At 62.4% G+C, this 16,665-nt stretch carries 13 protein-coding genes; 4 read left to right on the plus strand and 9 right to left on the minus strand.

What is annotated here, in order from left to right; all coding sequences use genetic code 11:
• Window positions 1-43 precede the first annotated feature (43 nt).
• A complete protein-coding gene (locus LIG30_RS08590; protein WP_038711353.1) occupies window positions 44-670 on the minus strand; it encodes an isochorismatase family protein in 627 nt (208 codons plus the stop codon).
• 410 nt (window positions 671-1,080) lie between these two features.
• Between LIG30_RS08590 and LIG30_RS08595 the strand changes: the two genes are divergently transcribed.
• Window positions 1,081-2,175 carry an alkene reductase gene (locus LIG30_RS08595; protein ID WP_038711291.1) on the plus strand — a complete coding sequence of 365 codons (1,095 nt, stop codon included), beginning with the start codon at window positions 1,081-1,083 and terminating at the stop codon, window positions 2,173-2,175.
• 307 nt (window positions 2,176-2,482) lie between these two features.
• Here the strand turns inward: LIG30_RS08595 and LIG30_RS08600 are convergent, their stop codons facing one another.
• Both LIG30_RS08600 and ggt read right to left on the minus strand, forming a co-directional pair.
• Window positions 2,483-3,790 (minus strand): dicarboxylate/amino acid:cation symporter, encoded by a 1,308-nt coding sequence (locus LIG30_RS08600; RefSeq protein ID WP_038711293.1) that lies wholly within the window; start codon window positions 3,788-3,790, stop codon window positions 2,483-2,485.
• Window positions 3,791-3,938: 148 nt separating this feature from the next.
• Window positions 3,939-5,687 (minus strand): gamma-glutamyltransferase, encoded by a 1,749-nt coding sequence (gene ggt / locus LIG30_RS08605; protein ID WP_038711294.1) that lies wholly within the window; start codon window positions 5,685-5,687, stop codon window positions 3,939-3,941.
• 347 nt (window positions 5,688-6,034) lie between these two features.
• Here ggt and LIG30_RS08610 point away from each other — a divergent pair, with 347 nt between their 5' ends.
• Window positions 6,035-6,883 carry a MurR/RpiR family transcriptional regulator gene (locus LIG30_RS08610; RefSeq protein WP_038711295.1) on the plus strand — a complete coding sequence of 283 codons (849 nt, stop codon included), beginning with the start codon at window positions 6,035-6,037 and terminating at the stop codon, window positions 6,881-6,883.
• Window positions 6,884-6,994: 111 nt separating this feature from the next.
• On the opposite strand, the gene LIG30_RS08615 is transcribed toward LIG30_RS08610, so the two are convergent.
• Both LIG30_RS08615 and LIG30_RS08620 read right to left on the minus strand, forming a co-directional pair.
• Window positions 6,995-7,954 (minus strand): hypothetical protein, encoded by a 960-nt coding sequence (locus tag LIG30_RS08615; protein WP_056405835.1) that lies wholly within the window; start codon window positions 7,952-7,954, stop codon window positions 6,995-6,997.
• Window positions 7,955-7,987: 33 nt separating this feature from the next.
• Complete coding sequence (locus LIG30_RS08620) at window positions 7,988-9,319, minus strand: glycosyltransferase (RefSeq protein WP_051994922.1); 1,332 nt, start codon at window positions 9,317-9,319, stop codon at window positions 7,988-7,990.
• A gap of 437 nt (window positions 9,320-9,756) precedes the next feature.
• On the opposite strand from LIG30_RS08620, the gene LIG30_RS08625 reads away from it, so the two are divergent.
• Window positions 9,757-11,253: a sensor domain-containing diguanylate cyclase gene (locus LIG30_RS08625; RefSeq protein WP_235510254.1), complete on the plus strand. Its 1,497-nt coding sequence runs from the start codon at window positions 9,757-9,759 to the stop codon at window positions 11,251-11,253.
• A 281-nt stretch (window positions 11,254-11,534) separates the two neighbouring features.
• On the opposite strand, the gene LIG30_RS08630 is transcribed toward LIG30_RS08625, so the two are convergent.
• On the minus strand, window positions 11,535-11,768 hold the full coding sequence (locus LIG30_RS08630) for a hypothetical protein (RefSeq protein ID WP_152986043.1): 234 nt from the start codon (window positions 11,766-11,768) through the stop codon (window positions 11,535-11,537).
• 380 nt (window positions 11,769-12,148) lie between these two features.
• On the opposite strand from LIG30_RS08630, the gene LIG30_RS08635 reads away from it, so the two are divergent.
• Window positions 12,149-14,209 carry a putative bifunctional diguanylate cyclase/phosphodiesterase gene (locus LIG30_RS08635; protein WP_038711302.1) on the plus strand — a complete coding sequence of 687 codons (2,061 nt, stop codon included), beginning with the start codon at window positions 12,149-12,151 and terminating at the stop codon, window positions 14,207-14,209.
• Here LIG30_RS08635 and LIG30_RS08640 read toward each other — a convergent pair.
• The 3 genes from LIG30_RS08640 to LIG30_RS08650 are packed head-to-tail and all read right to left on the minus strand — an operon-like array spanning window position 14,206 to window position 16,612.
• A complete protein-coding gene (locus LIG30_RS08640) occupies window positions 14,206-14,886 on the minus strand; it encodes an SOS response-associated peptidase family protein (RefSeq protein ID WP_051994923.1) in 681 nt (226 codons plus the stop codon). The two genes, LIG30_RS08635 and LIG30_RS08640, sit on opposite strands and share 4 nt — an antisense overlap.
• A 31-nt stretch (window positions 14,887-14,917) precedes the next feature.
• Window positions 14,918-15,190: a hypothetical protein gene (locus LIG30_RS08645; RefSeq protein ID WP_051994924.1), complete on the minus strand. Its 273-nt coding sequence runs from the start codon at window positions 15,188-15,190 to the stop codon at window positions 14,918-14,920.
• A gap of 51 nt (window positions 15,191-15,241) precedes the next feature.
• The gene (locus LIG30_RS08650; RefSeq protein ID WP_038711304.1) at window positions 15,242-16,612 is read right to left on the minus strand and encodes an aminotransferase class I/II-fold pyridoxal phosphate-dependent enzyme; all 1,371 of its coding nucleotides are present in this window, start codon (window positions 16,610-16,612) and stop codon (window positions 15,242-15,244) included.
• Between the last annotated feature and the right edge of the window lie 53 nt (window positions 16,613-16,665).

The raw sequence follows: 16,665 nt of genomic DNA on the forward strand, positions 1-16,665 counted from the left end.
CACGACGGAAAAGCGACATGACCCCGCAATCGGACAAAGTGAGTTACAGAGAGGCACCCTTCGTCGCGAGGAAGCTGCCAATCAGGTTGCCATAGAACGGAAGATGTTCACCCATGACGGCGCCGAGGTCCTGACCGTGCGGATTGCGCCAATCGGCCTGCAACTCCGCGCCGACCGCGACCCACGTAATCGGAGTGACACCGGCTTGCACCATGCGTGCGACGGCCACCTCCTGAACCAGCTTGTTCCAGGTACCCGACGCGTCGATGACGGCGTACACATCGAAGCCTTCCTTCGCTGCCGACAGTGCGACGAATGCGACACATACTTCCGTCGACACGCCTGCAACAATCAACTTCTTACGCCCGGTCTTGCGAACCGCCTCGACAAAATCCTTGTTGTCCCAAGCGTTGATTTCACCCGGACGATGAATCACCGGTGCGTTCGGCAGGATCTGGGAAATCGTCGGTAGCAGAGGGCCATTCGGACCGTCCGAAGCGCTCGTCGTGGCAACCGTGGGCAGGCTGAAGATCTTGCCGAGTTTGGCCAGTGCCGTGACTGCGGCCATGTACTCCGGGATGCTTTGATCCTGAATGCCGTTCGAGAGGCCAGTCTGGTGGTCGATCAACAGCAGAGCTGCATTGTCGGCGGTAAGACGTTCATAACTCATGTTTACTCTCCTTGGTTGCTGCTGGCGGCTACGCCACCGGTCGTCGTGCGCGACACCTGCCCATGACGAGGACGTCAACACCGGGCCAAGCATCACGCGCAAAATTTTCAGGACCAAATGGTCCAATTTGGACGCCAAAGGCCGTGTGTTTCCAATGCGGGCTCTTCGGCTACCGGGCGTCGCTCGACGCGATCCACCTCGACTTACTGGACCGATTGGTCCAGTTATGACCAACGTTATCAACCGGCGCTCGAAACGTCAAGCGCCCAACCCGGGTGGATTTTCCTCATATCCGCAACAGTGAGTTCCCTTCCTACCACAACGCGCCCTATATCTTTGCGCTATATTGGACCGATCGGTCCTGAATATTGATGTGACCGAGGACTTCCTTAAGGAGAAGGAGAACTTTCGTGCAATCGACTCAATCACCGTCAACCAATCATCTGCTGTCACCGGTTCAGCTGGGCAACCTGTCGCTGCGTAATCGCGCCGTCATGCCACCCCTTACGCGTAGCCGAGCCGACGATGGCGACGTACCAGGGCAGCTTGTCGTCGAGTACTACCGTCAACGCGCCGATGCAGGCCTGATCATCACCGAAGGTTCACAGATCTCTGCCCAGGGAAAGGGCTATCCGAGGACACCCGGCATATTCACGCCGGAACAAATTGCCGGCTGGAAAGCCGTGACCGAAGCCGTGCATAAGAAGGGAGGCCGTATCTTTCTTCAGCTCTGGCATGTCGGACGCCTTTCGCATAGCGCCGTGCAACCCGGACGCGAACTCCCTGTCGCTCCTTCCGCCATCCCTGCAACGGGGGAAATTTTCACGACCGAAGGGATGAAGCCCTATGAAACTCCACACGCGCTGACGACTGCCGAGATTCGCGAGATCGTCGGCGACTTCCAGCGTGCTGCGGAAAACGCGAAGGCCGCCGGTTTTGACGGTGTCGAGGTTCATGCCGCAAATGGCTACCTCATCGATCAGTTCCTTCGCAGCGGGACAAATACCCGGACCGACGAATATGGTGGCTCGATCGAGAATCGAACTCGCTTTTTGCAGGAGGTGCTCGATGCCGTCATCCCCGTCTTTGGCGCGGAACGAGTGGGTGTGCGTATCTCGCCACGCTTCAACGTGTTTTCGATGAGCGATAGTGACCCTCAGGCGACTTTCGGCTACGTCGCCGAGGCACTTCGTCCGTATGGACTGGCTTACCTGCATGTTGTCGAACTCGGCGAAGAATCGTTCGACTTTCGCACTCTGAAGCAGCGGTTTGGCGGTACCTATATCGCAAACGGCGGTTACACGTCAGAAACCGCCAACGCGGCTATCCACGCCGGCGATGCCGATCTGGTTTCGTTTGGCACCCTGTTCCTTTCAAACCCGGATCTCATTCAACGATTCACGGCCGGCGGCCCCTTCAACGCTCCCGATTCGTCGACTTTCTACCAAGGCGAGGAACGCGGATATATCGACTATCCGACGCTTGAACAGGCAACTGCCCTGTAACTGGCAGCTCGTAGCTGGAAGCTGCTTGACCGCTCGTGCGCGACCCCGACACCAAACGTCAACGTGCGTCGAGCGGTACTTACAGAGAATTTACAATGATGGCATCGTCAGCAGATGACATGGTGCGGATCGATTCGAATTTCCCCGCATATTTTGAAAGTGTCGTAAGGCACAAGAGTTTCACCCAAGCCGCGCGGGAATGAGGTGTGAGCAAATCAAAACTCAGTCGTGCGATAGCGCGCCACCGGGCCTTGAAAGAACATGGCGCAGAACGCGCCACGTTCGGCACTGTGCTTCACACTCTCCGTCAATCGTAGGCCGGACTGACAAGCGGCGTCTCGAGCGCCGCATCGGATCGTTCCGCGCTCGCTTTGGCTTCGGCCTCCGTCATGAGGCCGCCCTCCCACTTCGCGACGACTGCGCTGGCAATCGAGTTGCCCACCGCGTTGGTGGCTGACCGCCCCATATCCAGGAACGTGTCGACGCCGAGAATCAGCAGCAAACCTGCCTCCGGGATGTTGAACTGGTGAAGCGTCGCCGCAATCACGACGAGGGACGCGCGCGGCACGCCGGCCATCCCTTTCGACGTGAGCATCAGAATCAACAACATCGTGACCTGCGTGCCAAGCGACAGATGTACGCCATACGCCTGCGCGATGAACAGCGACGCGAACGTGCAGTACATCATCGAGCCATCGAGGTTGAACGAATAGCCCATCGGCATCACAAAGCTCGAGATCTTGCGACACACACCGAAACGATCGAGCGCATCGATGATTTTCGGATAGGCGGCTTCGGAGCTCGCGGTCGCAAACGACAGCATGAACGCTTCCTTGATCAGCGCCATCAACTTGAACACGCGCGGCCCGAGGACCAGCAGGCCCGCGCTGACCAGCACCGCCCAAAGCAGCATCAGACTGATGTAGAAGTCACGCATGAACACGACGAACTTCAACAGAATCGACAGTCCATTGACCGCAACGGTCGCGGCCATCGCCGCCAGCACCGCAAGCGGGGCAAGCTTCATCACGTATCCGGTCACCTTGAGCATCACCTGCGACAGTTGCTCGATGGCGTCGACCAGGACCCTCCCCTTTTCCCCAAGCGCGGCAAGCGCGACACCGAAGAACATCGAGAACACGACGATCTGCAGAATCTCGTTATTGGCCATCGCCTCCGCGAACGATTTCGGCACCATGTGCCCGACGAAATCCTTCAGCGTGAACTTGGACGTCGCAAGATTCGCCGACGCACCAATGTCGGGCAGCGGCAAGCCAAGGTTCTCGCCCGGGTGGAGCACGTTTGCCATCAAGAGCCCCAGCATCAACGACACCAGCGACGCGGCGACAAACCAGCAAAGGGCTTTCGCGAAAACTCGCCCGACAGTGGACGCGTCCCCCATATGCGCGATCCCGACCACCAGTGTCGAGAACACCAGCGGGCCGATTACCATCTTGATCAGACGCAGGAACACGTCGGAGACCAGCGAGATGTATCCCGCGATCTCGACGGCGGACTTCTTGTCCGGAAGTTGCGTAAAAATCATGTAGCCGATGAGGATGCCGATCACCATCGCGATCAAAATCCATACGGCCGCAGGGATTCTTTTGTTCATGTTGGAATTCCGTACACGGTAACCGTACAAAGAGATGAAACATGTGCGCCCCATGCCGTGCCATGAGCGCGCAGTCACCCACACGCTGTCGCCGGATCAAACATGCAATCTCCCGAACGTCTGATTCCGGCGATTCAGCAATGAGCGGTCAATAGCCGACTGCCGATCCCGCAGGGCGGCGCGGGTCATTGAACCCGTAGATGAAGCCAACCCGCACGTTGCCGGATACCGACGAGTCGTTTCCGGAACTCTGACGGCTTGCGGCCTCGGTACCCGCCAGGCCGACGAGAATCAGCTCTGCCGCACCCCACGGCGTCTGTTCGACCATCTTGTAGCCCATGTTGCGCATGATCGCGAGCGTGTCGGGAGACAGGCCATAGGTTTCGTAATAGACCTCGTCAGGCAGCCACTGATGGTGAATGCGCGGCGCATCGACGGCATCCTGCGGCGACATGCCGTAGTCGATCACGTTCAGTACCGTCTGGAGCGTAATGGTGATGATGCGCGAGCCACCGGGCGAGCCGACCACCATGAACACCTTGCCGTCCTTCTTCACGATCGTCGGCGCCATTGACGAGAGCGGCCGCTTGCCCGGCGCGATCGCGTTGCGCGTGCCCTGCACGAGGCCGAACAGGTTCTGCGCGCCGACCTTCACGGTGAAGTCATCCATTTCGTCGTTCAGGAAGAAGCCCGTTCCCGGCGGAATGACCACGGCACCGAAGCGACCGTTGACCGTATAGGTGGTCGAGACTGCATTGCCGGCATGATCGATGACGGAGTAATGCGTGGTCTCCGGCTTCTCGTGCACGCCGAGACCGGGCTGCACGTCGACCGATGCCGTCGCCGTCTCGCCGCTGATGCGCTTGCGAATGTCCGCCGCGTATTCCTTGCTCGTCAGCTTGCTGACCGGATTGCTGATGAAGTCGGGATCGCCCAGAAGGGTATTGCGGTCCTCGTACGCGTGCCGCATCGCTTCGGTCATGTAGTGAATCGCCGACGCGGAATGGTAGCCAAGCTTGCGCATGTCATACCCTTCCAGGACGTTCAACGTCTCGCACATGGTCACGCCGCCGGAACTCGGAGGCGGGGCGGAAACGAACTCGTAGCCGCGATACGTACATTTCAACGGCTCCATGTCCTGGGCCCGGTAGGACGCGAAGTCAGCGGCAGTGATCACGCCACCGGCTTGCCTGGCCGCCGCCTCGACCCTCTTCGGAATCTCGCCCCGATAGAACGCTTCGGGCCCTTGCGCCGCGATTCGCTCCAGCGTCCGCGCCAGATCCTTCTGAACCAGACGGTCTCCCGGTTGCAGCGGCGTGCCGTCGGCCCGGAGGAAGATGCGAGCCGCGTCCGGGTCCGACTTGAAATGCTGAACCGTCGTGTCGAGGATGTCGGTGTCGCCGCGCGTCAGGATGAATCCATCACGCGCGAGCCGAATCGCGGGGGCCATGACCTGCTTGCGGGTCAGGTTGCCGTATTTCCGCAGCGCGAGATCCAGACCGGCGACAGTCCCCGGCACACCGACGGCACGATAGCCATAAAGGCTTTCGTCCGGCCGGACATTGCCCGAGGTATCGAGATACATGTTCGCCGACGCGGCAGCCGGTGCGGTCTCCCGGAAATTGATGAACCGGTCCTGGCCATTGGCAAGGTGAATGGTCATGAAACCACCGCCGCCGATATTGCCGCAACAGGGATTCGTGACCGCCTGCGCGTAGCCGACGGCAACGGCAGCATCAATGGCATTGCCCCCTTCTTTCAGTATCTCGACCCCGATCTCGGATGCGAGACGCTGCGAGGAGACGACCATCCCGTTTCGGGCTTCGACCGCAGGTTCGGATGCGGCGAACGCACAGCAATGGATGGCCAACAGGGTGAGTGCAACATACCGCCTCATAAGAGGAGTCTCCAGACGTAAGTAGGGTTAGATCGATATTCACGGCGGCACGGCGTGCATGCCCGCAAGCGCAGAGATGTAACATTCATTACATCCAAGGCGGCGGCGAGCATAACACATGAAATTTCGTGAAGAAAATCTGGGGTTAACGCCTACTTGTGGTGCATGCACACGGCAAATTGGTCTGAAATATTTATTTCATTACATATCTTCAGACAATTTCTTGCCAACGCACGCCCGTTCCCGCGAAGGATCGCCGCCTCACACGATGCGATAAGATCCATAACGGTCAGACAGGAGCGCTCGCTGCCGATTGGAGCGAGAAGCACGAAGGGTGGAGCACCTCAATGGAAGCAAGTATCAGGGCGTTGTTGTTGTCTCAAATGGATTCATTTACGCCGGGGGAGCAAAAGGTTGCGCAAGCATTGCTCGACCGCTATCCGAGCCTTGGACTCGGACCCATTTCGGGCGTCGCGAAACAGGCAAACGTCAGCGATCCGACCGTCTTTCGCTTCGTCGTCCGGCTGGGCTTCCCCAGCTATGCATCGTTCCAGCAAGCGCTGCACAACGAAATTGACGAGGCAATGAATTCGCCTCTGGATCGGATGCGCACCTTTCATTCCACTCCCGCTCAGAATGAAAGTCCGATGACTGTTTTCCAGCGCCTGTCCCAATCCCTCAATACGATGATCCTGGGGCTCGACATCAAGGCGTTTAATGAGGCCGCGTCCTTATTGGTCGAGCTGGACGCCCGCATTTTCTGCGGAGGCGGGCGGTACACCTCGCCGCTGGCTTCGATGTTCTCGTATGCGCTGGGCTACATGCGCCCCAACGTTCGCTGCATCGAGCCCGATCTGAAGATCGCCTCGATTGCGTTGGCCGATATGGGACCCGGGGACATCCTGGTGATCTTCGATTTTCGACGCTACCAGGAAGACAGCGTCAGATTCGCAGAAGCGGCAAGCAAACTGGGCGTCAGGATCTTGTTGATAACCGACGAATGGATTTCACCGATCGGAGAATTTGCCGACGTCATCCTTTCCATCAAGGGCCGCCCTTTCGCGATGCTCGAAACCAAGGTACCGGCGCTTGCACTGTGCGAGGCAATCTTGATCAGCGTCACCAATCGATTGCCCGATTCGAGCAAGAAGCGAATGGAAATAATCGAAGCCCTCAGCGCCGGCGAGCTTCATTGAGCTGCAACGACAAGTGAATTCGGCGACAGCCACCGCAGTGCGTGGCAGTGCGTGGCACCGCGATGGCCGTCATCCGGCCCGACTGGCGCCACGCCTTCGCCGCTGCGACACTCACTGAAACGGAAACAGCAACCTGCCCGTCACACTCGTATAGCGGTACCCCTCTCCCCCGCCCACAAAGCTCGACGCACGGTTGTTGGTCGTTTCAACCGCGATGCGCCATTGGACCGAGCGCCTGCGGAGGTTCTCCAACCCGATCCGCGCGCTCCAGATGTTGTTTGCCGCATCGGCGGTATTCTGACGCCCGATGTCGGCGTTCACGAAAAACACCGCGATGTCGCTCAGCGCGGTCCGCCACGACAGCCCCCCCGAATACTCGGACAGCCAGCGCGGCGAGTAGTAGTCGCCCAGATAGGGCCGGCTGTTGTAGTAAGTCCTCGTCTTGACGTACGCATTGAAGCCGCTGTTCGCCACCAGTTCGTAATTCCACCGCGTACGCAGCAAAGGACGCGCGTTGTCATCCGAAAACCACATCCCGCCCAACACGGCGCCCATCGTGAAACGCGGGGTGAATTGATGGTCCAGCACGAACGCCAGGCTGTTGTAGGTCAGCCCTCGCTGGAGGCCGACGATCGAGTCGACCACGTCGCGCTCGGCGCTCACGCCGAGCGCGGTGCTGGCGGTGACGTGCCGCTGGTAGTCGAGCATGCCCACCGCCGTGGTGTATCCGTTCGTATCCATGACGCCGAGACGCGCGTCGATGGTCTGCTGCGCATTGACCTGGCGATACATGGCGTAGAGGCCGCGCCCGCTGGCCGTCCAGTCCGGCGCGTGAAAATACGTCACGCTCGCGCCCACGCCCCAGTTGTTCGGGAACAGATAGCCTGCGCTTGTCCGCAGTTCGTCGAAGCGATCGCTGTCGTTGCTGTAGAGCGCGTCGCCGATCAGCGCGCCGCCCGCCCCTTGCCCGGAACCGGAATCGGCATTCGCGTGCGTGCTGATCAACAATGTGCCGACGGCGAATAACGCACCCCAAAGCACCCGCACGTCCGGAGTACGCGTCGCATGCATGAATAGTCCCTTCCTGGTTTTATATGTTTCGAATTATTTGGTGCCCCAGCGCTTGCTGCGGGTGATGAATTCCTGCACGTAGCCGACCACGCAGGCGGGCTGCAGCACAAGCCCGTAGAACAAGCTGTAGAACAGAAAACCCAGCGGATTCTGCCGCACCTTCAGGTGCTGCTCCCTGAACATGCCCGCCTGGATATGAAACATGATCCCGTTGACGACCATCGCCATCGGCAGCACCAGCAGGGTCATGGGCCCCGCGATCCAGTAGATGCCGAAACACGCCAGCACCAGCCCGGGTATGAACGCCAGCGTATAGGCGAGGTCCATGTACGGAAACAGCAGGTTCCACCAGATGAACAGCGTGGTCATCCGGGGTTTGAACAGCAGCCGCCAATGCACCTTGAACGCTTCCATCAGGCCGCGCGACCATCGCTGCCGCTGCCGAATGAACTGGCGCCACGTGGCAGGCGCGTTGGTGAACAGGCATGCATTTTCCGCGAAGCCGACGCGATACCCTGCGCTCAGGATCGCCCAGGTCAGGACAATGTCCTCCCCCACCGCCACCGGCCAGCCCCCGACCTGTCGCAGCAGGTCGGTGTCGTACGCGGAAAATGCCCCTTGCGCGACAAGCGTGCCTTGATAGAGACTCTGCAGCCGCTTGATCGCGGCGATGCCATGAAAATAGTCCCATTCCTGGATACGCGTGACGAGGTTGGTGCGCGAATTTCGCACCAGCACGGCGCCCGCCACGGCTCTCGTATCAGGCGGATCGCTCAGGTAACGACGCACCAGATTCTCCAGCGCGTTGCGATACAGGTAGGAATCGCCGTCCACCGTCACGGTAATGGCGGATCGCACGTGCTTCAGCCCCTCGTTCAGGGCCTGCGCCTTGCCCTGGTTGCGGGGCAGATGGATGACGCTGAGCCACGGATAGTCGAGCTGGTCGAGCACGGCAGCGGTGCCGTCGGAAGAGCCGTCGTTGATGACGATCACCTGCAGCGCGCCCGCATATTCCTGTTTGGCGATGCTCTCGAGCGTCTGCGCGATGCACGCCTCTTCGTTGTACGCGGCAACCAGAATGCTGAGATCCGGCAAAGGCCCGGCCAGAGGGCGAAACGATGGCCGGCGATCCAGCAGCAGGCTCGCGATGAGGAAGGCATTCATGAAACCCGGCAGGATCGCCACGCCAAACAGAATCAGATAGGCGGGCACCACGCCGAATATGGCGGCCATGTCCCCGAGCCAGCGCCGGCCGAGGTAAAGCGACGCAATGCTCCATAGCACGGCGCACAGAATGGCCACCGTGAATTTGAGCCTGACCGGCACATACCATCGCGACGGCTGTTTACTGACCGAAGAATCCACGGCCAGCTCGGGAGCTGAAGATTCGCCAGTCGACTCGGGGGCAACGCGTTCACGGCTCTTCATCTGAAAGGGTTGGAAGCCAGATTTGGTGTGATTAATTATGCCCACTATGCCCCTCCGCGACAATGCACTTCCGCTCGCCACCGAGGGGGTCCCGCTCTGCCCGCAAAGGCCATCGCCACCGGGCGATCGATCACCGGCGAATGCCCGTCCTGCGCGGCATGAGAAACAATCAGGCCATTTACATCGACTTGCCACGCGCGTCAATTAACCTTCGCATGCATATTTGACTCGAATCAATCATGGTGCGACTTTTGCTATGATTCGGCGCAGGCTCTGAAATTTGCACCCGCTTCGGCCCCACCTGGCAGCTCACAAAGAAAGCGATGTCCCGACATTTGAAGTTCGCAAGCCGCAGCATACGGGCGGCGGCGTCCATGGTTCTGACGCCCATTGGGGTCATCGGTTGCGCGGGGTTGCTGTGGCTGTGCACGTGCGTGTTCTTTGCCGCGATGCTGCTCGCGGCTCGGGAAGACGCCTACAACAACGAAGTGCAAAACGCTCGCCAGCTGGAGACCGCGCTCGAGCGCGACATTCTGCGAAGCATCGAGCTTTACGATCTGTCACTGAGCGCCGCGGCCCAAGGCGCCACCAATCCGCGCGTCATGTCATTGCCCGCCGATCTGCGAGACCCGGTGCTCTTCGACCGCGCTGCATCGGCCAAATATCTCGGCCCGATTTCCGTGCTGGATGCCAACGGGAAACTCCTGGTGAATTCCGGCAGCGCCCCGGCGGATAGAGTGGACTGGTCCGAATTGCCTTTTTTTCGGATCCACAAGGAAAAAATCGATTCCGGCTTGTATATCAGTTTGCCGTATCCGTCCGAATTTCCGCCGCACGAGAAAGTCATCGCACTGAGCCGCCGTATTAATGGACCGGACGGGTCGTTGACTGGCGTTGTCGTCGGGCGATTGAGCATCGATTATTTCAATCACTTGTTTGACGGGCTCTCGGTAGGGCGCGACGAGACCATCTTCGTCATGGCAACCGATGGCACGCTGATCGCGCGACTTCCGTATAACCGTGACGCCGTCGGAAAAAATCTTCAGGGTTCCGCTGTTTTTTCCGGCCTGTCGCACAGCCCGTCCGACGCCGTCTCCGGAATCTCGCGCATCGATGGCGTGCATCGGCTGTATGTCTACAGGCGCCTCCCGGGATTGCCGTTCGTCGTTGCCGCGGGCCCGGCCTGGAACGTCGTTTTCGCCGGCTGGCGTACCCGCGCCGAATGGCTGACCGGGTTCATGGTGCTGTTCTCCGTGGTCATCTGGGCTGGCACACTGTTGCTGGCTCGCGAGCTTCGCCGACGCCAGCGCGCCGAATGCGACCTGCAGAGACTGGCCCGTCGGGATGCGCTGACCGGGCTCGAGAACCGCGGCGCGTTCGACGAGGTATTGAGTCAGGAATGGGCGAACACGCAGCGCACGGGAAGGCCTCTGTCACTGCTCTTCATCGACATCGACCACTTCAAGTCCTATAACGATCATTACGGCCACCAGTCCGGCGATCGGGCATTGAAGGCGGTCGCATGTTGCATCTCCGCATGCGTTGCCCGCCCGTCCGATCATGTGGCACGTTACGGCGGCGAGGAGTTCGTCGTGATTCTCCCGGAGACCGCCGTCGACGGCGCCGCAATGGTCGCGGAGAAGATTCGGCAAGGCATCCGTGACATGCATGTCGCGCATGTGAAAAGCCGCTTCGGCTACGTCACGGTCAGCATCGGCGTTTCATCGTCTGCCCATCCTGCCGTCCACGGCGGGGACGCGCTGATCCGGGTGGCGGATCTGGCGGTGTATGAAGCCAAATCCCTGGGAAGAAACCGCGTCTGCATCGCGGCCGAAGCGATCGCTTCGGCGCCCGAGGCGGCATTGAAGTGACCGCGCCTCGCTGAAGCATCCCGCTGTAACGTTGGCAGCGCGTCGCCTCGCCCCGATGACGTCCGGCGTCCGGGCGTCGTGGCGGTCGGACAGCCAACGGCCCCGCCGCGAGCCATGAAAGACGCGGCACCTTCCGCTCGGGCGCTCACCGCCCCGCGCTTGCCGTCACGCGACCGAATCCGAACGACAACGAACGGCGCCCGCCCATGCCCGGTACCGAGCAGCGCGTGCCGTCCGGACAAAGACGCCCGCTTGCAAAGCGGGCGAGGTTCGTGACGGGCTCAGGCCGTCACGTTGATGACGGATCCCACTTTCTGGCCGCTGGCGTTGACGGTCGCCGCTGCCGGTTGCTGCGCGGTGGCCTTGACCGCCTTTGCGCCGGCATCGTCGCCGTCGCCGTCAACGTCCGGACCCACTTCACGCGCTTCCGGGGACGAGCCGCGCTGCGCCACCTTGGCTTGCGCGGAATGGACTTGCTGCGTCACCGGGTTACTGCCGACAGAACCGACGTTCATGAACTTCTCCTTGAGGTTGCGGGCACGTACACCTGCCCAATCAGGTTTTCGGCAAATAAGCACACTCGAATTAGGGTTATTCGTGAAACATTGCGTTGCACCCGCATATGACATGCGATGTCACGCCTGTCATTCAAAGCGCAGCCCGCGAATTCGTTAAATATTGTTTAGAAGCGTTTGCATTGCCCATTGATGGGTTAAGTTCCCTGCCCTCGCCGCGCACAACGACCCGATCCCCTGACGGGATGATTTGAAAAGGTCTGAAAAAACAATCAGCGAAAGCAGTCAAGAAAATTCATCGCCCGTGACGCAGGCAATGCATTGCGCAGGCCAATCGGGCCACAGGTCGACGAAACCATGCGAAAGGGCACGTTGTCGTGATGACAGTACTAGGGTGCATCGTTCATAGGCACAATATCTGGCTGGTGATTCTCGCGGCGCTGCTGTGCGGCGCGGGCTCGTGGGTCACGGCACGGCTGTTCCTGCGCACCGCCAACACGACCGGCGCGCAGAAGATCGGCTGGCACGTCCTCGCGGCCATCTCGGCCGGCGTGGCGATCTGGTGCACGCACTTCGTCGCGATACTCGGTTTCAAGGCGGATGTGCCGATCGGCTTCAACGCCGCCCTGACGATCGTCTCGCTGCTCATCGCGGTCGGCGGCAGCACCATCGGCTTCATCCTGGCGGGCACCCGCCTCACGCGTTTCACGCCGGCGCTGGGCGGCGCGATCGTCGGCGTGTCGATTGCCCTGATGCACTACACCGGCATGATCGCGTGGCGGCTGCAGGGCATCGTGTCCTGGGACATCGGCTACCTCTGCGCATCGATCCTGCTGTCCATCGCGCTGTCGGCCGTCGCGCTGCACCTTGCGATGCGGCCGGACCCGCAGGCAGTCAACCACATGGCCGGCACGCTCGCCGCCGCGATCCTCTCGCTTCACTTCACCGGCATGACGGCCTTGAGCGTCACGCCCGTGAACGTCGGCAGCGCGTTTTCCGACGCCGACGCGCTGCACACGCTCGCGCTCGCGATTGCCGGCATGTCGCTCGTGATCGTCTGCACGGGGCTCCTGAGCTACCTGATCGACAGCAACGTGCGGGCCGAATCGCTCGAACACCTGCGCCGGATGGCGCTGAGCGACATGCTGACGGGCCTGCCGAACCGGAGCAGCTTCAACGAACGCCTGGACCACGAAATCGCGCTCGCCCGTCAGCGGGGCCGGCAGCTTGCGCTGATCGGGATCGACCTGAACCGATTCAAGGAAATCAACGACCTGCGCGGCCACCATAGCGGCGATGAGGTGCTCCGCGTGCTCGCGCGGCGCATGACGAACCTGCTCGAGACCAACGAATTCGTCGCGCGCGTCGGCGGCGACGAATTCGCGGCGATCTGCCGCATGGAGGACGGCGCGGACCTGCCGGATTTCCTGTCCCGCCTCGAAACCGCGCTTCACAAGCCGGTGCGGCTGGACGAATACGATGTCGCGCCGGGCGCGAGTTTCGGCGTGTCGATCTACCCCGACGACGCACCGGACAAGGCGGCGCTCATCAACAACGCGGACCTGGCCATGTACCGCGCCAAGGGCAGCATGACACGCGCCGTCTGCTTCTACGAGCCGTCGATGGACGAACGGGTGCGGGCTCGGCGCAGCCTGGCCGCCGACCTGCGCGATGCGCTCGCCGGCAACCAGTTGAGCCTCCACTACCAGGTGCAGACATCGCTGTCGACCGGCGAGATTCGCGGCTTCGAGGCCCTGCTGCGCTGGCGGCACCCGACGCTCGGGCTCATTCCGCCATCCGGGTTCATCCCGCTCGCCGAGGAAAACGGCCTGATCCTGACGATCGGCGAATGGGTGCTGCGCGACGCGTGCCGGACGGCCGCGTCCTGGCAGCCGCCGTACACGGTCGCGGTCAACGTGTCGGCCGTGCAGTTCATGCACGTCGACCTGACTCAGCTCGTCGCCGACGTGCTCGACGAGACCGGCCTGCCTGCCCGGCGCCTGCAACTGGAGCTGACGGAGTCGACGATCTTCGCGGACCGCGAGCGGGCGCTGCATACGCTGCAGCAGATCAAGGCGCTGGGCGTGAGCGTCGCGCTGGACGATTTCGGCACCGGTTATTCGTCGCTCGACATCCTGCGCGCGTTCCCGTTCGACAAGATCAAGCTCGACCAGTCGTTCGTGACCCGGGCGGCGACCAGCCCGCGGGATCGCGCGATCGTCCGCGCGGTGCTCGCGCTCGGCAAGAGCCTGGGGATTCCGATCCTGGCCGAAGGGATCGAGACGCCGGATCAGCTCGCGCTGCTCGCGGAAGAAGGATGCGATGAAGCCCAGGGCTTCCTGCTCGGCCGGCCAATGCCGCTCGCCGAGATCGTCCGCGACGGGCAGATCGCCATGATCGCGACCGGCGATGAAGCTGCGGCCGATTCCGCGACGCGCTAGATGCGCGATGCCGCACGCGCGATCAGCGCCGGTCCATCCTGCGTGCCGGCGCGATTCACCGCCCGGCTGACCGGAAACCAGAGGAACGCGTCCGCCGGCAGCGCGCCTCGATGCACGAGACGGCTCGCCTGCTCGGGCGTCGTATGCGCGTCGATCCACGCGCGCGCGTCCGGCGCAGCAAACACGACCGGCCGGCGCGCATGCCGGTCGACGACGCCGTTGCCGGCTGGCGCGACGACGATCATGAAGCCGTCGTCGTCGCGCACATCGTCGTCCGCGCACAGCGTCGTCACGGCGGCCATGAACAGCGGCTCGGCATCGAGACGCCGGATGAAGTAAGGCTGGCTGCCGTCCGCCTGCGGCAGCCATTCGAACCAGCCGTCGCAAGGCACGATCACGCGGCCCTCGCGCCAGCACGGCGCCCACATCGATCCGGCCGCGCCGCCCACCGCGGCATCCATGATCGTCCGCAGCCGCTTGCCCGCGCTCCGCCGTCCGCGATAGCCCCAGCGCACGCAACGCGTGACGCCGGCCGGATAGATGACCGGTTGAACGGTGCCCGGCGCGATATTCCAGCTCGGACGGATCTCGTCGGCCGGGCGCGAATCGCACGGCCCGGACATCAGCGGCGACACGTAGTCCGGACCGGGCCGCGCACGCACGAAACGGATGCACACTGTGCGGCCCCCTGGCGTCAATCGGCGGCGGTCATTGCGTTGCCTCGCCGACCAGCTCGAGGACTGCGTGGATGAGGCGCAGATCGATGCCGTCCAGCGATTCCGCGTGCCAGTCGATCAGGTTCTGCAGCGCGCCCGACAGTTGCCGCAGCGTGCCGCTCGAGCCCATCGCGAGCGGCCAGCCGCGCATCAGGTGCGCGAGCGGAATGACGCTGCGCAGCTTGCACCAGCGATCGAAAAGCGTGCCGCACAGATCGTCGATTTCGGCGGCATGGTCGGTGTATGAACGAGCGGCAACCAGCATGTCGAGCTCCCGATGGTTGTTGTCACGCGGCGCGGCGCGCCGCTGGCCGTTTCATGGCTTGCCGGCCGCGACGCGGGCGAGCGCGTCGATCGCGGCATGGACATGATCGGACGTGTGCGTCGAGCAGATGAAGAAGCGCAGCCTCGCCAGCTTCTCCTCGACGGCGGGATAGAAGATCGGCTGCACGTTGATCCCGCGCTCGAAGAGCGCGTTCGACCACTCGACGGCCTTGCGCGAGCTTCCGGTGATCACCGGGATCACCGCATATCCGGCGCTCGTACCCGTGTTCAGGCCGATGCCGGCTGCCTCGTCGAGGAACTGGCGGCCGCGCTCGCGCAGCTGCGCGACGCGCTGCGGCTCGGCCAGCATGCCCTCGATCGACGCGAGCGACGCGGCGGCGAGCGCCGGCGCGAGCCCGACGCTGTACAGGAAGCCGGGCGCGAGATGGCGCAGGATGTCGATCAGCGCCTGCTCGCCCGCGATGAAGCCGCCGCACCCGCCGAGCGTCTTGCTCAGCGTGCCCATCCAGATGTCGACGTCGCGCCCGTCGATCCCGAAATGCTCGCGCACGCCGCGGCCGGTCTCGCCGAGCACGCCCAGCGAATGCGCCTCGTCCACCATCAGGAACGCCGCGTGCCGGCGCTTGATCTCGATGAAACGGTCGAGCTGCGGGTAGTCGCCGTCCATGCTGTACAGCCCTTCGATCGCGATCAGCACGCGCCGGTAGTCGCCCCGCACGCGCGCGAGCAGTTCGTCGAGCGCCTGCCAGTCGTTGTGCGGAAAGGTCAGCCGCTTCGCACCGCTCAACTGCGCGCCCTGCACGACGCTGTTGTGCGCGAGCGCGTCGTGTACGACGAGGTCCGACGGGCCGAACAACGCGCCAATGACCGTCACGTTCGTCGCATGGCCGCTCACGAACGCGACACAGTCGTCGACGTCGTAGAGCGCCGCCAGCGCGCGCTCCAGCGCGGCATGAACCGGCCGCTCGCCGGCCACCATGCGGCTCGCCGACGCGGACGTGCCGAACTGGTCGATCGCGGCCTTCGCGCGCGCCGACACGTCGGCCGATCCCGAGAAGCCGAGATAGTTGTAGTTCGCGAAATTCACGTAGGTCTTGTCGCCGATCTGCGTCGTCGCGCCGGCAACGCCGTCATGCACGCGAAAGAACGGCGACGCGATGCGCAGCTGCTCGCGCATTTGCCTCAGGATCGCCACCTGCTGATAACCCGGCATCGTGTCGAAACGGCACATCGCCGCCAGATCGGCCGCGCCGGGCGCGGGCGCGCGCCCGCCCGGCGCCGGCGAACCGGGCGCTTCGTACACGGCCGGCACCACGCCGCCGACGTCGTTGCTCACCCGGTCGAGTTGACGCTTGAGCGCCTTCGCGGCGAGCTGCTGCCTGAGTTGCTGACCCAATCCCATATCGTCCTCCGATCTCCTGCCCGTTAGCCATGCCGGCGCGCCGGCGCGAGCCG

This window comes from Burkholderia sp. lig30, assembly GCF_000687455.2.
Taxonomy (GTDB): domain Bacteria; phylum Pseudomonadota; class Gammaproteobacteria; order Burkholderiales; family Burkholderiaceae; genus Burkholderia.

Excerpts from the sequence above, each read along its gene's own strand:
- ggt (WP_038711294.1), bottom strand. The coding sequence starts at position 5,687 with ATGAGGCGGTATGTTGCACTCACCCTGTTGGCCATCCATTGCTGTGCG.
- LIG30_RS08625 (WP_235510254.1), top strand. The coding sequence starts at position 9,757 with ATGGTTCTGACGCCCATTGGGGTCATCGGTTGCGCGGGGTTGCTGTGG.
- LIG30_RS08590 (WP_038711353.1), bottom strand. The coding sequence starts at position 670 with ATGAGTTATGAACGTCTTACCGCCGACAATGCAGCTCTGCTGTTGATC.
- LIG30_RS08635 (WP_038711302.1), top strand. The coding sequence starts at position 12,149 with ATGACAGTACTAGGGTGCATCGTTCATAGGCACAATATCTGGCTGGTG.
- LIG30_RS08650 (WP_038711304.1), bottom strand. The coding sequence starts at position 16,612 with ATGGGATTGGGTCAGCAACTCAGGCAGCAGCTCGCCGCGAAGGCGCTC.
- LIG30_RS08600 (WP_038711293.1), bottom strand. The coding sequence starts at position 3,790 with ATGAACAAAAGAATCCCTGCGGCCGTATGGATTTTGATCGCGATGGTG.
- LIG30_RS08630 (WP_152986043.1), bottom strand. The coding sequence starts at position 11,768 with ATGAACGTCGGTTCTGTCGGCAGTAACCCGGTGACGCAGCAAGTCCAT.
- LIG30_RS08645 (WP_051994924.1), bottom strand. The coding sequence starts at position 15,190 with ATGCTGGTTGCCGCTCGTTCATACACCGACCATGCCGCCGAAATCGAC.
- LIG30_RS08615 (WP_056405835.1), bottom strand. The coding sequence starts at position 7,954 with ATGCATGCGACGCGTACTCCGGACGTGCGGGTGCTTTGGGGTGCGTTA.
- LIG30_RS08610 (WP_038711295.1), top strand. The coding sequence starts at position 6,035 with ATGGAAGCAAGTATCAGGGCGTTGTTGTTGTCTCAAATGGATTCATTT.